The organism is Streptomonospora sp. PA3, from assembly GCF_009728995.1.
Classification (GTDB): domain Bacteria; phylum Actinomycetota; class Actinomycetes; order Streptosporangiales; family Streptosporangiaceae; genus Streptomonospora.
In genome coordinates this window covers 35,669-51,545 of the sequence record NZ_VTZW01000008.1, presented here as the reverse complement: position 1 = coordinate 51,545, position 15,877 = coordinate 35,669, and the positions used below count along the sequence as shown (strand labels likewise).

The 15,877-nt window shown below is 72.9% G+C and carries 12 protein-coding genes; 11 read left to right on the top strand and 1 reads right to left on the bottom strand.

Going from position 1 to position 15,877, the window contains the following annotated elements:
* Nucleotides 1–287 precede the first annotated feature (287 nt).
* From rpsA to FZ103_RS06135, 4 genes are all read left to right on the top strand, one after another.
* Complete coding sequence (gene rpsA, locus FZ103_RS06150; protein ID WP_155999505.1) at nt 288–1,775, top strand: 30S ribosomal protein S1; 1,488 nt, start codon at nt 288–290, stop codon at nt 1,773–1,775.
* 113 nt (nt 1,776–1,888) lie between these two features.
* The gene (locus FZ103_RS06145) at nt 1,889–2,404 is read left to right on the top strand and encodes a GNAT family N-acetyltransferase (RefSeq protein WP_155999503.1); all 516 of its coding nucleotides are present in this window, start codon (nt 1,889–1,891) and stop codon (nt 2,402–2,404) included.
* Between the two features lie 10 nt (nt 2,405–2,414).
* Nucleotides 2,415–3,008 (top strand): dephospho-CoA kinase, encoded by a 594-nt coding sequence (gene coaE / locus FZ103_RS06140; RefSeq protein ID WP_155999502.1) that lies wholly within the window; start codon nt 2,415–2,417, stop codon nt 3,006–3,008.
* A gap of 40 nt (nt 3,009–3,048) precedes the next feature.
* Entirely contained in the window at nt 3,049–3,198 is a 150-nt protein-coding gene (locus FZ103_RS06135) for a hypothetical protein (protein WP_155999501.1), read from the top strand.
* Nucleotides 3,199–4,206: 1,008 nt separating this feature from the next.
* On the opposite strand, the gene FZ103_RS06130 is transcribed toward FZ103_RS06135, so the two are convergent.
* Nucleotides 4,207–5,115 (bottom strand): LysR family transcriptional regulator, encoded by a 909-nt coding sequence (locus tag FZ103_RS06130; RefSeq protein ID WP_155999500.1) that lies wholly within the window; start codon nt 5,113–5,115, stop codon nt 4,207–4,209.
* A gap of 208 nt (nt 5,116–5,323) precedes the next feature.
* Here FZ103_RS06130 and FZ103_RS06125 point away from each other — a divergent pair, with 208 nt between their 5' ends.
* The 7 genes from FZ103_RS06125 (at nt 5,324) to FZ103_RS06095 (ending at nt 15,854) form a co-directional block, all read left to right on the top strand.
* A complete protein-coding gene (locus FZ103_RS06125) occupies nt 5,324–6,205 on the top strand; it encodes an SDR family oxidoreductase (protein WP_155999499.1) in 882 nt (293 codons plus the stop codon).
* 384 nt (nt 6,206–6,589) lie between these two features.
* The gene (gene uvrB, locus FZ103_RS06120; RefSeq protein ID WP_186355889.1) at nt 6,590–8,695 is read left to right on the top strand and encodes an excinuclease ABC subunit UvrB; all 2,106 of its coding nucleotides are present in this window, start codon (nt 6,590–6,592) and stop codon (nt 8,693–8,695) included.
* 1,048 nt (nt 8,696–9,743) lie between these two features.
* Nucleotides 9,744–10,739, top strand: a complete 996-nt coding sequence (locus tag FZ103_RS06115; protein ID WP_155999498.1) for a GNAT family N-acetyltransferase — start codon at nt 9,744–9,746, stop codon at nt 10,737–10,739.
* Nucleotides 10,740–10,982: 243 nt separating this feature from the next.
* Nucleotides 10,983–11,888: a hydroxymethylglutaryl-CoA lyase gene (locus FZ103_RS06110; protein ID WP_155999497.1), complete on the top strand. Its 906-nt coding sequence runs from the start codon at nt 10,983–10,985 to the stop codon at nt 11,886–11,888.
* A 382-nt stretch (nt 11,889–12,270) separates the two neighbouring features.
* Nucleotides 12,271–13,986: a CTP synthase gene (locus tag FZ103_RS06105; protein ID WP_155999496.1), complete on the top strand. Its 1,716-nt coding sequence runs from the start codon at nt 12,271–12,273 to the stop codon at nt 13,984–13,986.
* Nucleotides 13,983–14,648 (top strand): NUDIX domain-containing protein, encoded by a 666-nt coding sequence (locus FZ103_RS06100; RefSeq protein ID WP_155999495.1) that lies wholly within the window; start codon nt 13,983–13,985, stop codon nt 14,646–14,648. Before FZ103_RS06105 ends, FZ103_RS06100 begins: the two co-directional genes overlap by 4 nt.
* Before the next feature lie 186 nt (nt 14,649–14,834).
* A complete protein-coding gene (locus FZ103_RS06095; protein WP_343233407.1) occupies nt 14,835–15,854 on the top strand; it encodes a site-specific tyrosine recombinase XerD in 1,020 nt (339 codons plus the stop codon).
* Nucleotides 15,855–15,877 lie beyond the last annotated feature (23 nt).

Here is a 15,877-nt window from a genome sequence, read left to right as displayed (position 1 = left end):
GCTTCCGATTGACCTGGAGGGCCGCGTCTCATATTGTGGCAAGAGCGTTGTGGACTCGCGTGCGCAACTCGACCTCGGAGATCGTGCCGGTGTGACAGCCAGATCGCATACTCGACTCGACCCCCCGGGGACTTCGGGGGGCGTTACGGCTGGTCGGCACCCTGGGATTCGCGATACGGCCCAAGCTGCGGCTTGGGTCCGACGTCGTCTCGGACGGTGGTGATTCGGCCGCGTGATTCCGCGGCGCGCCTATTCTGCCAATGTCCGTATCCGGAGTCCACCCACACATGACGAGCAGCACAGAGGTAACCTCGACACCCCAGGTAGCGGTCAACGACATCGGGTCCGAGGAAGCCTTCCTCGCGGCGATCGACGAGACCATCAAGTACTTCAACGACGGTGACATTGTCGAAGGCACCATCGTGAAGGTCGATCGAGACGAGGTCTTGCTCGATATCGGCTACAAGACCGAGGGTGTTATCCCGTCCCGGGAACTGTCGATCAAGCACGACGTCGACCCAGGCGAGGTCGTGACCGTCGGCGACCACGTCGAGGCCCTCGTCCTCCAGAAGGAGGACAAGGAAGGCCGCCTCATCCTGTCCAAGAAGCGCGCCCAGTACGAGCGCGCCTGGGGCACGATCGAGAAGATCAAGGAGGAGGACGGCGTCGTCACCGGTACGGTGATCGAGGTCGTCAAGGGCGGTCTGATCCTCGACATCGGACTCCGCGGCTTCCTCCCGGCCTCGCTGGTGGAGATGCGCCGCGTGCGCGACCTCCAGCCCTACGTGGGCCGCGAGCTCGAGGCCAAGATCATCGAGCTCGACAAGAACCGCAACAACGTCGTGCTCTCCCGCCGCGCCTGGCTGGAGCAGACCCAGTCCGAGGTCCGCCAGACCTTCCTGAACACCCTGCAGAAGGGCCAGATCCGCAAGGGCGTCGTGTCCTCCATCGTCAACTTCGGCGCATTCGTCGACCTCGGCGGTGTCGACGGCCTGGTGCACGTGTCGGAGCTGTCCTGGAAGCACATCGACCACCCGAGCGAGGTCGTCGAGGTCGGCCAGGAGGTCACCGTCGAGGTCCTCGACGTCGACATGGAGCGCGAGCGCGTCTCCCTGTCCCTCAAGGCCACCCAGGAAGACCCCTGGCAGCAGTTCGCCCGCACGCACCAGATCGGCCAGGTCGTTCCCGGCAAGGTCACCAAGCTGGTCCCCTTCGGCGCGTTCGTCCGCGTCGAGGAGGGCATCGAGGGCCTGGTGCACATCTCCGAGCTGGCCGAGCGCCACGTGGAGATCCCCGAGCAGGTCGTCCAGGTCGGCACCGAGATCTTCGTCAAGATCATCGACATCGACCTCGACCGCCGCCGCATCAGCCTCTCGCTGAAGCAGGCCAACGAGAGCGTCTCGCCCGACCAGGTCGACTTCGACCCGACGCTCTACGGCATGGCGGCTGACTACGACGAGCAGGGCAACTACAAGTACCCCGAGGGCTTCGACCCCGAGAGCGGCGAGTGGCTCGAGGGCTACGAGGCCCAGCGCGACGAGTGGGAGCGCCAGTACGCGCTGGCCCAGGCCCGCTTCGAGGCGCACCGCAAGCAGGTCGAGGAGGCCCAGGCGGCCGAGGCCGAGGCCGGGACCGAGGCGCCCTACGAGGGCGGCGAAGCCCCCGCCGCGCCGAGCGCGCCCGCTGCCGAGCCGGCGGACACCGGCGGCGCCCTCGCCTCCGACGAGGCGCTGGCGGCGCTGCGCGAGAAGCTGGCGGGCGGCTCCGAGGGCTGAGGCCCCGCCGGAGATCCGGCACGCGAATCGCCAAGGGCCGCTCCCGGCAACGGGGGCGGCCCTTCGCTATGCTCGCCGCAGCCGCGTCCACCGAACCCACCACGGGAGCCGCGATGCGCACTGCGCCCGAGCCGGTCGTCGCCGCCGCCGCGGCCGAGGACGCCGGCGAGATCTGGACGCTGCAACGGGCGGCGTTCGTCGACGAGGCCCAGCTCTACGGCGATCCGTTCGTGCTGCCGCTGGCCGAGACCCTCGACAACATCCGGCGCGGCATCGAATCGGGCGGGTGCGTGCTCAAGGCCCTCGCCGGGCACCGGATCGTCGGCGCCGTGCGCGGCCGGGTCGAGGACGGCACCGGGCTGGTGAACCGGCTCTGCGTCGCCCCCGACCAGCGCCGCCGGGGCATCGCCCGCGCGCTGATGCGCGCCCTGGAGGAGCGCCTGGCCGAGGCCCATCCCGACCTCGCCGAGCTCCGCGTCTTCACCGGCCAGCAGAGCGAGCCCAACCTGCGGCTGTACCGGAGCCTGGGCTACGCCGAGACCAGCCGCGAGCGCATGTCCGACCACCTGGCGCTGGTGCACATGCGCAAGGCGGTCCCCGGCCGCGCGGCCCGTCCGGCGGCCCTCTAGAGTCGCCGGCATGCTGCGAGTAGGACTCACCGGAGGGATCGGATCCGGCAAGAGCGCGGTGGCCCGGCGGTTGGCCGACCACGGCGCCCTGATCATCGACGCCGACCGGATCGCCCGCGAGGTGGTGGAGCCGGGCACGTCCGGCCTGGAGGAGATCGTCGCCGAGTTCGGCACCGAGGTGCTGACCGACGACGGCCGGCTGGACCGGCCCCGACTGGGGGAGATCGTCTTCTCCGACTCCGCGCGGCTGGCCAAGCTCAACGCGATCGTCCACCCGCGCGTGGGCAAGCGCACCGAGGAGCTGATGGCGCGGGCCTCGGCCGACGCGGTGGTCGTCTACGACGTGCCGCTGCTGGTGGAGAACGACCTCGGCGGGCTCTACGACGTGGTCGTGGTGGTCGACGTCGGCGAGGAGGAGCAGGTGGCGCGCGTGGTGCGCGACCGCGGCATGCCCGAGGACCAGGTCCGTGCCCGCATCCGCGCCCAGGCCACCCGCGCCCAGCGCTGCGCCGCCGCCGACATCGTCATCGACAACTCCGGCACCCCCGAGGAGCTGGACGCCAAGGTCGCCGAGGTCTGGGAGCAACTGCGCAAGCGGGCGTGAAGTGCCCCCGGCGGCGGCGAGGGTCCGGAATACTTCGAGCATGCGCACGATGACCGCGGCGGAGGCCTCCCGCCGCTTCGCCGACGCCGTCCCCGACGACATCGCCGACGCCCTCGCGGCGGTCGCCGACAAGCTCGATCCTCCCGAGGGCTACCGGGGGGGGAGATCGTCGACGGCAATGGGGCTGTGATGCGCGAATCCCGCCCGTCACCCGCCACCGCCCCTAACGGAGGCGCTGCGCGCCGCGAGCTCATCGTGCCCGTCACCCGCCACCGCCCCTAACGGAGGCGCTGCGCGCCGCGAGCTCATCGTGCCCGTCACCCGCCACCGCCCCTAACGGAGGCGCTGCGCGCCGCGAGCTCATCGTGCCCGTCACCCGCCACCGCCCCTAACGGAGGCGCTGCGCGCCACGTACCTATTCAGAGCCGGCTTGCCGCCGAGCGGAGGTGCACCTTCGCATCAGTGGCTCGCCATCGGTGGCACGGCTCCGCCCGGTAAGTTCCGCGTGCGCTCGGCGGCAAGCTGCGACCGCGCTACGCGAAGCGCGCCCATTGCCGCAGCCTCGGTGGTGGCGGCTTCCTTGCGGTTCCCGGTGAGTTCCTCGGTCTTGGCGACCGGGAGGCACCCACCGGTAACCATTCGGGGTCAGTTGCCACAGAGGTTGCGGCAATGGGGCTGTGGTGTGCGAAGCGCTGTGCGCCGGCTTGCCGCCGAGCGCACGGTGCACTTTTGCGCTGGAGGCCCGCCATCGGTGGTGCGGCTCTATCTGGCGGGGAGCGCGTGCGTTCGGCGGCAAGCTGCGGCTGCGCTTCGCGGGGCGCGCCCATTGCCGCAGCCTCGGTGGTGGCGGCTTCCCTGCGGTTCCCGGTGGGTTCCTGGGCCCTGGCGACCGGGAGGCGCCCACCGGTAACCATTCGGGGTCAGTTGCCACAGAGGTTGCGGCAATGGGGCTGTGATGCGCGAAGCGCTGTGCGCCGGCTTGCCGCCGAGCGCACGGTGCACTTTTGCGCTGGAGGCCCGCCATCGGTGGTGCGGCTCTATCTGGCGGGGACCGCGTGCGTTCGGCGGCAAGCTGCGGCTGCGCTTCGCGAGGCGCGCCCATTGCCGCAGCCTCGGTGGCGGCGGCTTCCTTGCGGTTCCCGGTGGGTTCCTCGGTCTTGGCGACCGGAGGGTTCCTGGAACGTCGGCCCGGCCGGTCTCACGGTGACGCGGCCGGGGGAGCGGTGAGGTGGGCCTGGGCGGCCTTGCGGAACGCCGCGACGAGGCGGTTGGTGTCGCCCGCGCGCGTGGCCAGGGCGACGTGGCTCGGTTCGACGCCCTCCAGCGGGACGGTGGTGAGGTCGGGGCGCAGGCCGGTGATCCCCGAGCAGATCGGGACGACGGCCACCGCCTGGCCGCCGGCGACCAGCTCGAACTTGTCCTCCACGGAAGCCATGAGAGGGCCGTCCGGGGCGCGGCTGCCGTCGGGCCGGGGGTCGATCCGCCAGAAGGCGTCCCATTCGGGGTCGGGCGCCCGCGGCAGGGGCTCGTCGGCGATGTCGTCGAGGGTGACGGACTCCTTGCCCGCCAGGCGGTGGTCGAGAGGTACCAGCAGCTCGCGGGGCTCGTCGTAGAGGACCACTACGGCCAAGCCGTCCGTGGGGAACGGCAGTCTGGCCACCGCGGCGTCCACGCGGTATTCGAGCAGCGCCGCCGACACTTCGCTCCAACCCAGGTGCCGGGTGCGCACGTCGGCGTCGGGATGGCGGCGCCGGAGTTCGCGCACCGCCGGCGTGACGATCAGGTTCGCGGCGTAGCCGACGGTGATGCCGCTGGGCCGGGCCGCCGCCCGAGTGCGCGCGGCGGCCCGGTCAGCCGAGCGCAGCAGCGACTCGGCGAGTGGGAGGAAGACCTTGCCGGCCTCGGTGAGCCGGCTGCCCTGGGGCGTGCGGTCCAGTAGGCGCGCGCCCAGCCGGTGCTCGAGGCTGCCGATCTGCCGGCTCAGCGACGACTGCGTCGTGTGCAGGGCGGCGGCCGCCCGGCCGAAGTGCAGGTGCTCGGCGACGACGGTGAAGCACCGCACCAGCCGCAGATCCAGGTCCGCCGGGGGCGGTGGCGAGTCGGACATGGTCCAACAGTAGTCGGCGAGCGGTCGGCGCCGACGCCGCACACCCGCCGAGGGAGGCCGACGACCTGGTGTGATGCGGAATCCGGGATGCGCTTGGCGAAACAATCATTGGACCGCGGGCGCCGCGCGGCCGCAGGCTGGACGCACCGGCCGGACACCGCGGGGTGCCGGGCCGGGCTCCCACCACCTGCATCGAATGGAGTACGCCATGCGCGTGTTCGTCACCGGCGCGTCCGGGTTCGTCGGTAGCGCTGTCGTCCGCGACCTGCTGGACGCGGGCCACGAGGTCCTCGGCCTCGCCCGCTCCGATGCCTCCGCCGCCGCCGTCTCGGCGGCCGGGGCCGCGGTGCACCGCGGATCCCTGGAGGACCCGGACGCCCTGCGTGCCGGGGCGGCCGCCGCGGACGGCGTGGTCCACACCGCCTTCGTCCACGACTTCTCCGGCTACGCGGCCGCCGGCGAGCTGGACCGGCGCGCGATCGAGGCGCTGGGCGAGGAGCTCGCGGGCTCCCAGCGGCCCTTCGTCGTCACCTCGGGCATCCTCGCCCGCACACCCGGCCGGCCCGCGACCGAGGAGGACTCCGCCGACCCCGGCTTCCCCCGCGTCTCCGAGGAGGCCCTTGCGCTCGCCGGGCGCGGCGTGCGGGTGTCGGTGGTGCGGCTCGCGCCGACGGTGCACGGCGAGGGCGACCGCGGCTTCGTGCCGCACCTGATCGCCGCCGCCCGAAGCGCGGGCGTCTCGGTGTATCCGGGCGACGGCGCCGACCGCTGGCCCTCGGTGCACGTCCTCGACGCCGCCCCGCTGTTCCGGCTGGCCCTGGAGCAGGCGCCCGCGGGCGCGCGGCTGCACGGGGTCGACGAAGAGGGGGTGCCGGTCCGCGAGATCGCCGAGGCCATCGGCGGGCGCCTGGGCGTGCCGGCGATGTCCGTCCCCCCGGAGGAGGCGGCACAGCGGCTCGGCTTCGTCGGGAGCATCATGGCCATGGACATTCCGGCCTCCAGCGAGCTCACCCGCAAGCGCTTCGACTGGCACCCCGCCCGACCCGGCCTCATCGCCGACATCGAGGCCGGCCCCTACTTCGCCGAATAGCCCGACCGGCGCCGCGCCGGCCCGGTCCGCCCGGCGGGGCGCCGCGCAGATCGGCTCAGCCCGGCCGAACGTCGGGCCGGCACGGACGGTCGTCTTCCGTTGCGGGTGCCGGTGGTGTCACCCTGCGGCGTGCAGTCCCGCTTCACCGGGCCCGTCGACACGGCACGGGCCGACTGACCCCCCGCCGAACGCGTGGTCGACGCGGATCCGCTCGGCCGAGGGCGTCGGTGGCGCCGCAGACACCGGCGAGGGCCGCACCGCAGTCACCCCCGGCACCTGCGATACACCCCCTGACCTGGGAATCCGCCGCGGGCGGGCGATGTTGTCACCGGCGGGTTATAGCGTGGGGGAGACGTCGGCAAACGCGAGGGGAGCTGAGGCGACGTGCGGCCGGTGACCGATATCCAGCGCAAGAAGGCGCCGTTCGAGGTGGTCTCGGACATGACCCCCGCCGGCGACCAGCCTTCGGCCATCGCCGAGCTGACCCGGCGGGTGCAGGCCGGCGACCCCGACACCGTGCTGCTGGGCGCCACCGGTACCGGCAAGACCGCCACGGTGGCCTGGCTGGCCGAGCAGGTGCAGCGGCCGATGCTGGTGATGCAACCCAACAAGACCCTGGCCGCGCAGTTCGCCAACGAGCTGCGCGAGATGCTGCCCAACAACGCGGTCGAGTACTTCGTCTCCTACTACGACTACTACCAGCCCGAGGCCTACGTCCCCCAGACCGACACCTACATCGAGAAGGACTCCTCGATCAACGACGAGGTCGAGCGGCTGCGCCACTCGGCCACCAACTCGCTGCTCACCCGGCGCGACACGGTCGTGGTCTCCTCGGTCTCCTGCATCTACGGCCTGGGCACGCCCCAGGAGTACGTCGACCGCATGGCCGAGCTGGAGGTCGGCATGCAGGTCGACCGCGACGAACTGCTGCGCAAGCTCGTCGAGATGCAGTACACCCGCAACGACATGGCCTTCACCCGGGGCACCTTCCGGGTGCGCGGCGACACCGTCGAGATCATCCCGGTGTATGAGGAGCTGGCCGTCCGCATCGAGATGTTCGGCGACGAGATCGAGCGGCTGCAGACCCTGCACCCGCTGACCGGCGAGGTGCTGGGCGAGGACGAGCACGTCTACCTGTTCCCCGCCTCCCACTACGTCGCCGGGCCCGAGCGCATGGAGCGCGCCATCGCCGCCATCGAGGCCGAGCTGGCCGAGCGGCTGAGCGAGATGGAGGACCAGGGCAAGCTGCTGGAGGCCCAGCGGCTGCGCATGCGCACCACCTACGACCTGGAGATGCTGCGGCAGGTGGGCAGCTGCTCGGGCATCGAGAACTACTCGCGCCACTTCGACGACCGCGCGCCCGGCAGCGCCCCCAACACCCTGCTCGACTACTTCCCCGAGGACTTCCTGCTGGTGGTCGACGAGTCCCACGTGACCGTGCCGCAGATCGGCGGCATGTACGAGGGCGACGCCTCCCGCAAGCGCACCCTGGTCGACCACGGCTTCCGGCTGCCCTCGGCGCTGGACAACCGCCCGCTGAAGTGGGAGGAGTTCACCGAGCGCATCGGGCAGACGGTCTACCTCTCGGCCACGCCCGGCCCCTACGAGCTGCGCCAGAGCGGCGGCGACGTTGTCGAGCAGGTCATCCGCCCCACCGGCCTGGTCGACCCCGAGGTGGTGGTCAAGCCCACCGAGGGCCAGATCGACGACCTCGTGCACGAGATCCGCGAGCGCGCCGAGCGCCAGGAGCGCGTGCTGGTCACCACGCTGACCAAGAAGATGGCCGAGGACCTCACCGACTACTTCGCCGAGCTGGGCGTCCGCGTGCGCTACCTGCACAGCGAGGTCGACACGCTGCGCCGCGTCGAGCTGCTGCGCGAGCTGCGCGTGGGCGAGTACGACGTGCTGGTGGGCATCAACCTGCTGCGTGAGGGGCTCGACCTGCCCGAGGTGTCGCTGGTGTCCATCCTCGACGCCGACAAGGAGGGCTTCCTGCGCTCCTCCAGCGCGCTGATCCAGACCATCGGGCGTGCGGCGCGCAACGTGGCCGGCCAGGTGCACATGTACGCCGACAACGTCACCGACTCCATGCGCAGCGCCATCGACGAGACCAACCGGCGCCGCGCCAAGCAGCTCGCCTACAACGAGGAACACGGCATCGACCCGCAGCCGCTGCGCAAGAAGATCGCCGACATCCTCGACTCGCTGGCGCGCGAGGACGTCGACACCGAGGAGCTGATCGGCTCGGGCTACCGGCAGGGCGGTGCGAACAAGGCCCCGGTGCCCAAGCTCGGCGCGGCCGGCTCGGAGCGCTCCGAGGACATCTCCCAGATGCCCAGGGCCGACCTCGCCCAGCTCATCGACCAGCTCGGCGAGCAGATGCACCAGGCGGCCGCCGACCTGCAGTTCGAGCTCGCGGCCCGGCTCCGCGACGAGATCAAGGAGCTCAAGCGCGAACTCCGCGGCATGGACGCCGCCGGGGTGAGCTGAGGCGTGTCGAAGGACGGCGGGGGCGCGGGGGCGCGGCTTTCCAGGAACCCGCCGGGTAAATGGGTGCGGTTCGCGTAGCGCGGCCCGCCCGTCAGCCCGCCGCCACCCCATCGGAGACGCCGCGCGTCACGTGTTTCCTTGCCGCCGAGCGCACGCTGAACGTGTCAGGTGGAGCCGTGCCACCGGTGGCGGGCCTTTGACGTGAAGGTGCACCGCCGCTCGGCGGCAAGCTGGCGCACAGCTACGCGCAAACCAGCCCCATTGCCGCAGCTTCCGTGGTGACCGACCACTCATACACACCGCAGGCGTGTTCAGGAACAGCGGTGGTGCCGCTTTCCAGTAACCCGCCGGGTACCGCCTGGGGTGGGCCACCGTCGGGGTTGCGGCAATGGGCGCGTCTCGCGTAGCGCGGCCCGCCCGTCAGCCCGGCGCCACCCCATCGGAGACGCCGCGCGTCACGTGTTTCCTTACCGTCGAGCGCACGCTGAACTTGTCGGCCGGAGCCGTGCCAAACAGCGGTGGTGCCCGGTGGGTGCCTGACTGCCCGGGTGGAGGCAGGAAGCTCCCCCTGGACCCGTGCCGGCGTGCCGCGCGCGCATGCCGCGCCTTCCTGCCGAGGCCCGCCGCCTCAGCGGAGGACGCCGCGCAGGCGTCCCGCGACGGCGAACACGGCTTTCGGGCGTCGTCACCCGGCGTGCACGCGTCCCCTGCACGGCCGTCTGCATGTGCGGACGGTAACGCAACTGCTGCGACGCAAAACATCATCGCAGGCCAGAGTGCATTTCGGGAGGAACCGCCCCGCATGCCCTCACACGCGGCGAATCCGCTACGGTTGGACCTACCGGGCTTTGCCGCCCTGAAATTGCATAGCGACAATTTCAAAACGATCAGGGAAATTCTCGTCGCAATCGCCAGCGAAGTGACTCCTGAGGCGCTACGGTCTTCGTGTCCGTGTTGCGACGTTACGTGACCACTGATCGGCCGCCGACAGCCGCGCCGGCGAGCCGAGGGCGGGTGAGTGCGGGTATGCGCGGCCCTGGGAGGTGGGATGGGCGGTTATGTCACCCGGGTGCGGAACGACGAGCTGCCCGGCAGCGGCGCGGAGTTCGACCTGCTCGTCGAGTCCGTCGCCGCGCGCTGGCGCGAAGTCGACCATCTGCTGCCGGCGCCGACGCGCCCGCGCAAGAGCACCTATCCGCTGCTGACGGTCAGCGACGAGGCCGGGCGGCCGGTCGCCACGGGCACCATGCGCTACTCCTGGTACCAGCCCGGCGAGGTCGGCCGGACCTGGGGCATGCCCGACCAGCACTGGCTGACGCCCATCGTCGGCGGCCCCGACCCCGGACGCGCGCTGGACTCGCTGCTGTCGAGCTGGCGCGACCAGTTGCAGCAGCTGCCCACAGGCACCGGTTCGGAGTCGGCCGCGCAGCTCACCTGGCCCGCGCGCGACGTCGTGGGCGTGCCCGCGCTGCAGGCGCACGGCCTGCAGCCCTACAGCGTGCTGGCCGCGCGCGAGCGGCGCCGCGGGGTGCCCCCCTCGCTTCCGCCGCGCGACGTGGCCATCCGGCTGGCCGACTCCCAGGACCTCACCCAGATCGTGGGCCTGCTCATGGAGGAGCACCGCTACGAGGAGTTCTTCGGCGGCGTGTTCATCCAGCCCGAGACCCCTGAGCAGACCCGCCGCGTCGCGGCGCGCGCCCTGGCCCGCTCGCCTTCGTGGGTGTGGCTGGCCGAGCGGCGCGGCCGGCCGGTCGGCCTGATCTGGGTCTCCCCGCCCGACCGCGCCCGCTGGGCCGCGCCGCTCGTGCGCACCGCGCCCACCGCCCACATCGGCTACGGCGTGGTGGCCGAGGAGGAGCGCGGCCGCGGCATCGGCACGGCCCTGGTCAACGAGGCCCACCAGGCCCTGGACGCCCACAACGTCCAGGTGACCGTGCTGAACTACGCCATGATGAACCCGCTGTCCGGGCCCTTCTGGAACCGCATGGGCTACCGCCCGGTGTGGACGACCTGGGAGGCCCGCCCCTCGCTGGCACTGCGCTGAGCGCGGGACGGGGGCGGCGCGTGCCCCCGCTGCGGGCGGCGCTCGGAGAACCCTGCGAGCCCGGGGCCGCGGCCGCGGGGATGGGATGATCCCCTCCCGCTGCCGGTCGGTGCGCAGGGCCCCGACTATCCTGGGCTGTGCGGGCGCGCCTGCACGGGCGCGCGGCACGCGCGTGCGCACCCGGGACGCCCCGGCGCCGGCGGCGCACCGCCGAACGCAGTCGTCGCAACGGGGAGAGGCGCAATGGCCGCGCAGCAGGTGGAGATCGTCGAGGTCGGACCGCGCGACGGGCTGCAGAACGAGCAGACCCCGCTGTCGGTGGACCAGAAGGTCGAACTGATCGAGCGCCTGATCGCCGCGGGCGCCCGCCGCATCGAGGCGGTCAGCTTCGTCAACCCGCGCCGGGTGCCGCAGATGGCCGGCGCCGAGGAGGTCATGGCCGCCGTCCCGCGCCGCGAGGACGTGTCCTACATCGGCCTGGCGCTCAACCGCAGGGGCCTGGACCGCGCGCTGGAGGCGGGCGTCGACGAGGTCAACGTCGCCCTCCCCGCCACCGACGGATTCTGCCGGCGCAACCAGGGCTGCTCCGTCGACGAGATGACCGATGCGTTCGCCGGCATCGCCGCGGCCGCCGCCGAGGCGGGCATGCCGGTCAGCGCGACCGTCTCCACCGCCTTCGGCTGCCCCTTCGACGGCGAGACCGCCCCCGACCGGGTGGTCGAGGTCGCCCGGCGCGCGGTCGACGCGGGGGCCGTGGAGATCGCCCTGGCCGACACCATCGGCGTGGGCGTGCCGCGCCAGGTGGCCGACCTGGTCGAGCGGGTCCGCAAGGTGGCCGGCGGCGTGCGGCTGCGGTGCCATTTCCACAACACCCGCAACACCGGCTACGCCAATGCCCACACCGCGACCGAGCACGGCGTCACCGTGCTCGACGCCAGCGTCGGCGGTTTCGGCGGCTGCCCCTTCGCCCCGGGCGCGGCCGGGAACATCGCCACCGAGGACCTGGTCTTCCAACTGGAGCGCAGCGGCATGTCCACGGGCGTCGACGTCGCCGAGACCGCCCGCACGGGCATCTGGCTGGGGTCGGCCCTGGGGACGCCTCCGACGGCCCTCCTGGGCCGCGCCGGCGGCTTTCCGGCCGGAGGCTAGCCCGGTGGTCGCGGCGGTGGAAGCCCCCGTCCGTCCGGCCCGGGTGTTTGGATCCGGTCCCGGCCGGTGCGGTGCGCCGCGGCCGCTGCGCCGGGGCGCGGTGTCCTGATCGTTCTGCCGCGCGGGAATGCGGGAGGCGGCGGCGCGCCGGGGTTCCCGCCGCGTTCGGCGGCGCCGCGTCCGCCGTCGCAGCAGCGCAGCGCCCGCATCCGGCGGCTCCGGCCGATCGGGCGGGTACCGGCGCGGGTGCCGGGCACTGTTATCCTGGTGGCCCGTGGAGTCCGAGGTCGCGGACGGGGTTCAGCCCCCTCCGGCGCCGGGCACCGCACGGGCCTCCGAGCCGAACCGGGCGCCCGTCGCCGTACGACCACGGGAGCAACCTTTGGCAACCGCCGCGAGCACCAAACACCTCTTCGTCACTGGCGGGGTCGCCTCCAGCCTGGGCAAGGGCCTGACCGCCTCCAGCCTCGGGCGGCTGCTGAAGTCGCGCGGCCTCCGCGTCACCATGCAGAAGCTCGACCCCTACCTCAACGTCGACCCCGGCACGATGAACCCCTTCCAGCACGGCGAGGTGTTCGTCACCGACGACGGGGCCGAGACCGACCTCGACATCGGCCACTACGAGCGCTTCCTCGACACCGAGCTGTCGGCGTCGGCCAACGTCACCACCGGCCAGGTCTACTCCAGCGTCATCGCCAAGGAGCGCCAGGGCGCCTACCTCGGCGACACCGTGCAGGTCATCCCGCACATCACCAACGAGATCAAGGCGCGCATCTACGCGATGGACGCCGCCGACGTCGACGTGGTCATCACCGAGATCGGCGGCACCGTCGGCGACATCGAGTCCCAACCGTTCCTGGAGGCCGTGCGCCAGATCCGGCACGAGATCGGCCGCGACAACTGCTTCTTCCTGCACGTCTCGCTGCTGCCGTTCCTGGGCCCCTCCGGCGAGCTGAAGACCAAGCCCACCCAGCACTCGGTGGCCGCCCTGCGCAACATCGGCATCCAGGCCGACGCGATCGTCTGCCGCTCCGACCGGCCCATACCGCAGAGCCTGAAGAGCAAGATCAGCCTGATGTGCGACGTCGACGAGGGCGGCGTGGTCTCCACCCCCGACGCCCCCTCGATCTACGACATCCCCAAGGTGCTGCACCGCGAGGGCCTGGACGCCTACGTCGTGCGCCGCCTGGGCCTGGCCTTCCGCGACGTGGACTGGACCGAGTGGGACAACCTGCTGCGACGCGTGCACCAGCCCGACCACGAGGTGACGATCGCGCTGGTGGGCAAGTACATCGACCTGCCCGACGCCTACCTGTCGGTGACCGAGGCGCTGCGCGCCGGCGGGTTCGCCGAGAACACCCGCATCGACCTGCGCTGGGTCGCCAGCGACGACTGCGCCACCCCCGAGGGCGCCGAGCGTGAACTGGGCGGTGCCGACGGCGTGCTGATCCCCGGCGGCTTCGGGGTGCGCGGGATCGAGGGCAAGCTCGGCGCGATCCGCTACGCGCGCGAGAACCGCATCCCGCTGCTGGGCATCTGCCTGGGCCTGCAGTGCATGGTCATCGAGTACGCCCGCAACGCCGCCGGCCTGGTCGGCGCCAACAGCTCCGAGTTCGACGACAAGGCCGAGCACGCGGTCATCTCCACCATGGCCGACCAGACCGACGTCGTCGCCGGCGAGCGCGACATGGGCGGCACGATGCGGCTGGGCCTGTACCCGGCCGAACTCGCCGAGGACTCCCTCGCCCGCGACCTCTACGGCGGCGACCGCGCCTACGAGCGCCACCGGCACCGCTACGAGGTGAGCAACGCCTACCGCGGGCGGCTGGAGGACGCCGGGATGGTCTTCTCGGGGCTCTCACCCGACGGGCGGCTGGTGGAGTACGTGGAGCTGCCCCGCGACCGGCACCCCTTCTTCATCGCCACCCAGGCCCACCCTGAGCTGCGCTCCCGGCCCACCCGCGCCAACCCCCTGTTCCGCGGGCTGATCTCGGCCGCGCTGGGCCACGCCGCCGCGGCCGGCGCCGTGCCGGCGGCGGCCGCGGCCGCCGAGCCCGCGGGTGAGGCCGCATCCGCCGACGCCGCCGAGCGCGCATGAGCCGGGCGCAGCGGCCGGGGGAGCCGACCCCGTTCGAGACCGATCCCGCCGGCGAGGTCGCCGACCGCCCCGAGACCTGGAAGGTGGAGCACAGCGCCGAGGCCTACCGCGGCGCGAAGACCGCCACCCGCGTCGACCACGTGCACATGCCCGGACCCGACGGCGACGAGGTCGTGGCCCGGGAGTTCCTCGACCACCCCGGCGCGGTCGCCGCACTGGCGCTGGACGAGCGCGACCGCGTGCTCATGGTCAGCCAGTACCGCCACCCCGTGGGCCACCGGCTGTGGGAGCTGCCGGCCGGAGTGCGCGACGAGGAGGGCGAGCCGCCCCTGGCCACCGCCCAGCGCGAACTGCGCGAGGAGGCCGGCTTCCGGGCGGAGCGCTGGTACGAGCTGGCCGACTTCTTCCCCTCGCCCGGCTTCTCCAGCGAGCGCATCCACATCTTCCTGGGACGCGGCCTGACCCGGCTGGACGAGGCCGAGGTCGGCTTCGACCGCGTCCACGAGGAGACCGACATGGTGCTGCGGTGGGTGCCGCTGGAGGAGGCGGCCGAGGCCGCACTGGCCGGCCGGCTGCACAACGGAGCTGCGGTCGTGGGCGTCCTCGCCGCCGCGAAGGCCGCCGCCGACTCCTTCGCCTCCCTGCGGCCGGCCGTCGCCTGACGGCTCCCGCGTCGGCGCCGCGGCAGGCGCCGACGCCGGGACCGGCGGCGCGGGCGGGTTGTCGGCGGTGCGCCCCTTGCCCGTGCTGCCGGCGGTATCGCCGTGTCGGCCGCCGGATGTCGGCGGGGTGTGGCATGATCGCCCCGAAATCCCCCCGGATGCGGCGGAAGGCGGGTGATCCCCCCGGTGGCCACAGAGCACGAGACCGCCCGCACGCAGCCGGGCGCCGCCTTGGGTTCGGCGCTCGCGGGCTATCTGGACCACCTGGCGGTCGAGCGCGGCCTGGCCGCCAACACGCTCTCCTCCTACCGCCGCGACCTCCGCCGCTACCTCGAATTCCTGGCCGGGCGCGGGGTCGGCTCGCTGGCCGAGGTCGCCGAGTCCGACGTCACCGAGTTCCTGCGCCGGCTGCGCGAGGGCGACGGCGACCACCCGCCGCTGGGCGGAAACTCCGCGGGGCGCGCCGTGGTCGCCGTGCGGGGGCTGCACCGCTTCGCCCTGCGCGAGGGGCTGGCCGCGACCGACCCGGCGGGCGGGGTGCGTCCGCCCACGCCCGCGCGGCGGCTGCCCAAGGCGGTGTCGCTGGAGGCCATCGAGTCGCTGCTGGGCGCCGTGCCCGCCGGAGGCGACGCCCGCGGCCTGCGCGACCGCGCTCTGCTGGAGCTGCTGTACGGCACCGGAGCGCGCATCTCCGAGGCCGTGGGCCTGGACGTCGACGACATCACCCGCCTCACCCCCGAACCCGCCGATGCCGCCGCCGATCCGGCCCCCGACTCCCCGGACGGCGGTGTGGCCGCGGTCCGCTTCCGCGGCAAGGGCGGCAAGGAGCGGCTGGTGCCCATCGGGCGGTTCGCCCGCGCCGCCCTCGACGCCTACCTGGTGCGGGCCCGGCCGGTCCTGGCCGCCTCGGGCCGGGGCGCGCCCGCGCTGTTCCTCAACGCCCGCGGAGGCCGGCTCACCCGCCAGGGCGCCTGGGCGGTCCTGCGCGCCGCCGCCGAACGCGCCGGACTGAACGACGTCTCACCGCACACCCTGCGCCACTCCTTCGCCACCCATCTGCTCGACGGCGGCGCCGACGTCCGCGTGGTGCAGGAGCTGCTGGGCCATGCCTCGGTGACCACCACGCAGGTCTACACCATGGTCACCGTCGACCGGCTGCGCGAGGTCTACGCGGCCAGCCACCCGCGGGCCAACACCGCCGGGTGAGCCCCGCGACGACCGGGGGCGGT

Coding starts and splice junctions, on each gene's coding strand:
- rpsA (WP_155999505.1), top strand. CDS start 288: ATGACGAGCAGCACAGAGGTAACCTCGACACCCCAGGTAGCGGTCAAC.
- FZ103_RS06145 (WP_155999503.1), top strand. CDS start 1,889: ATGCGCACTGCGCCCGAGCCGGTCGTCGCCGCCGCCGCGGCCGAGGAC.
- coaE (WP_155999502.1), top strand. CDS start 2,415: ATGCTGCGAGTAGGACTCACCGGAGGGATCGGATCCGGCAAGAGCGCG.
- FZ103_RS06135 (WP_155999501.1), top strand. CDS start 3,049: ATGCGCACGATGACCGCGGCGGAGGCCTCCCGCCGCTTCGCCGACGCC.
- FZ103_RS06130 (WP_155999500.1), bottom strand. CDS start 5,115: ATGTCCGACTCGCCACCGCCCCCGGCGGACCTGGATCTGCGGCTGGTG.
- FZ103_RS06125 (WP_155999499.1), top strand. CDS start 5,324: ATGCGCGTGTTCGTCACCGGCGCGTCCGGGTTCGTCGGTAGCGCTGTC.
- FZ103_RS06115 (WP_155999498.1), top strand. CDS start 9,744: ATGGGCGGTTATGTCACCCGGGTGCGGAACGACGAGCTGCCCGGCAGC.
- FZ103_RS06110 (WP_155999497.1), top strand. CDS start 10,983: ATGGCCGCGCAGCAGGTGGAGATCGTCGAGGTCGGACCGCGCGACGGG.
- FZ103_RS06100 (WP_155999495.1), top strand. CDS start 13,983: ATGAGCCGGGCGCAGCGGCCGGGGGAGCCGACCCCGTTCGAGACCGAT.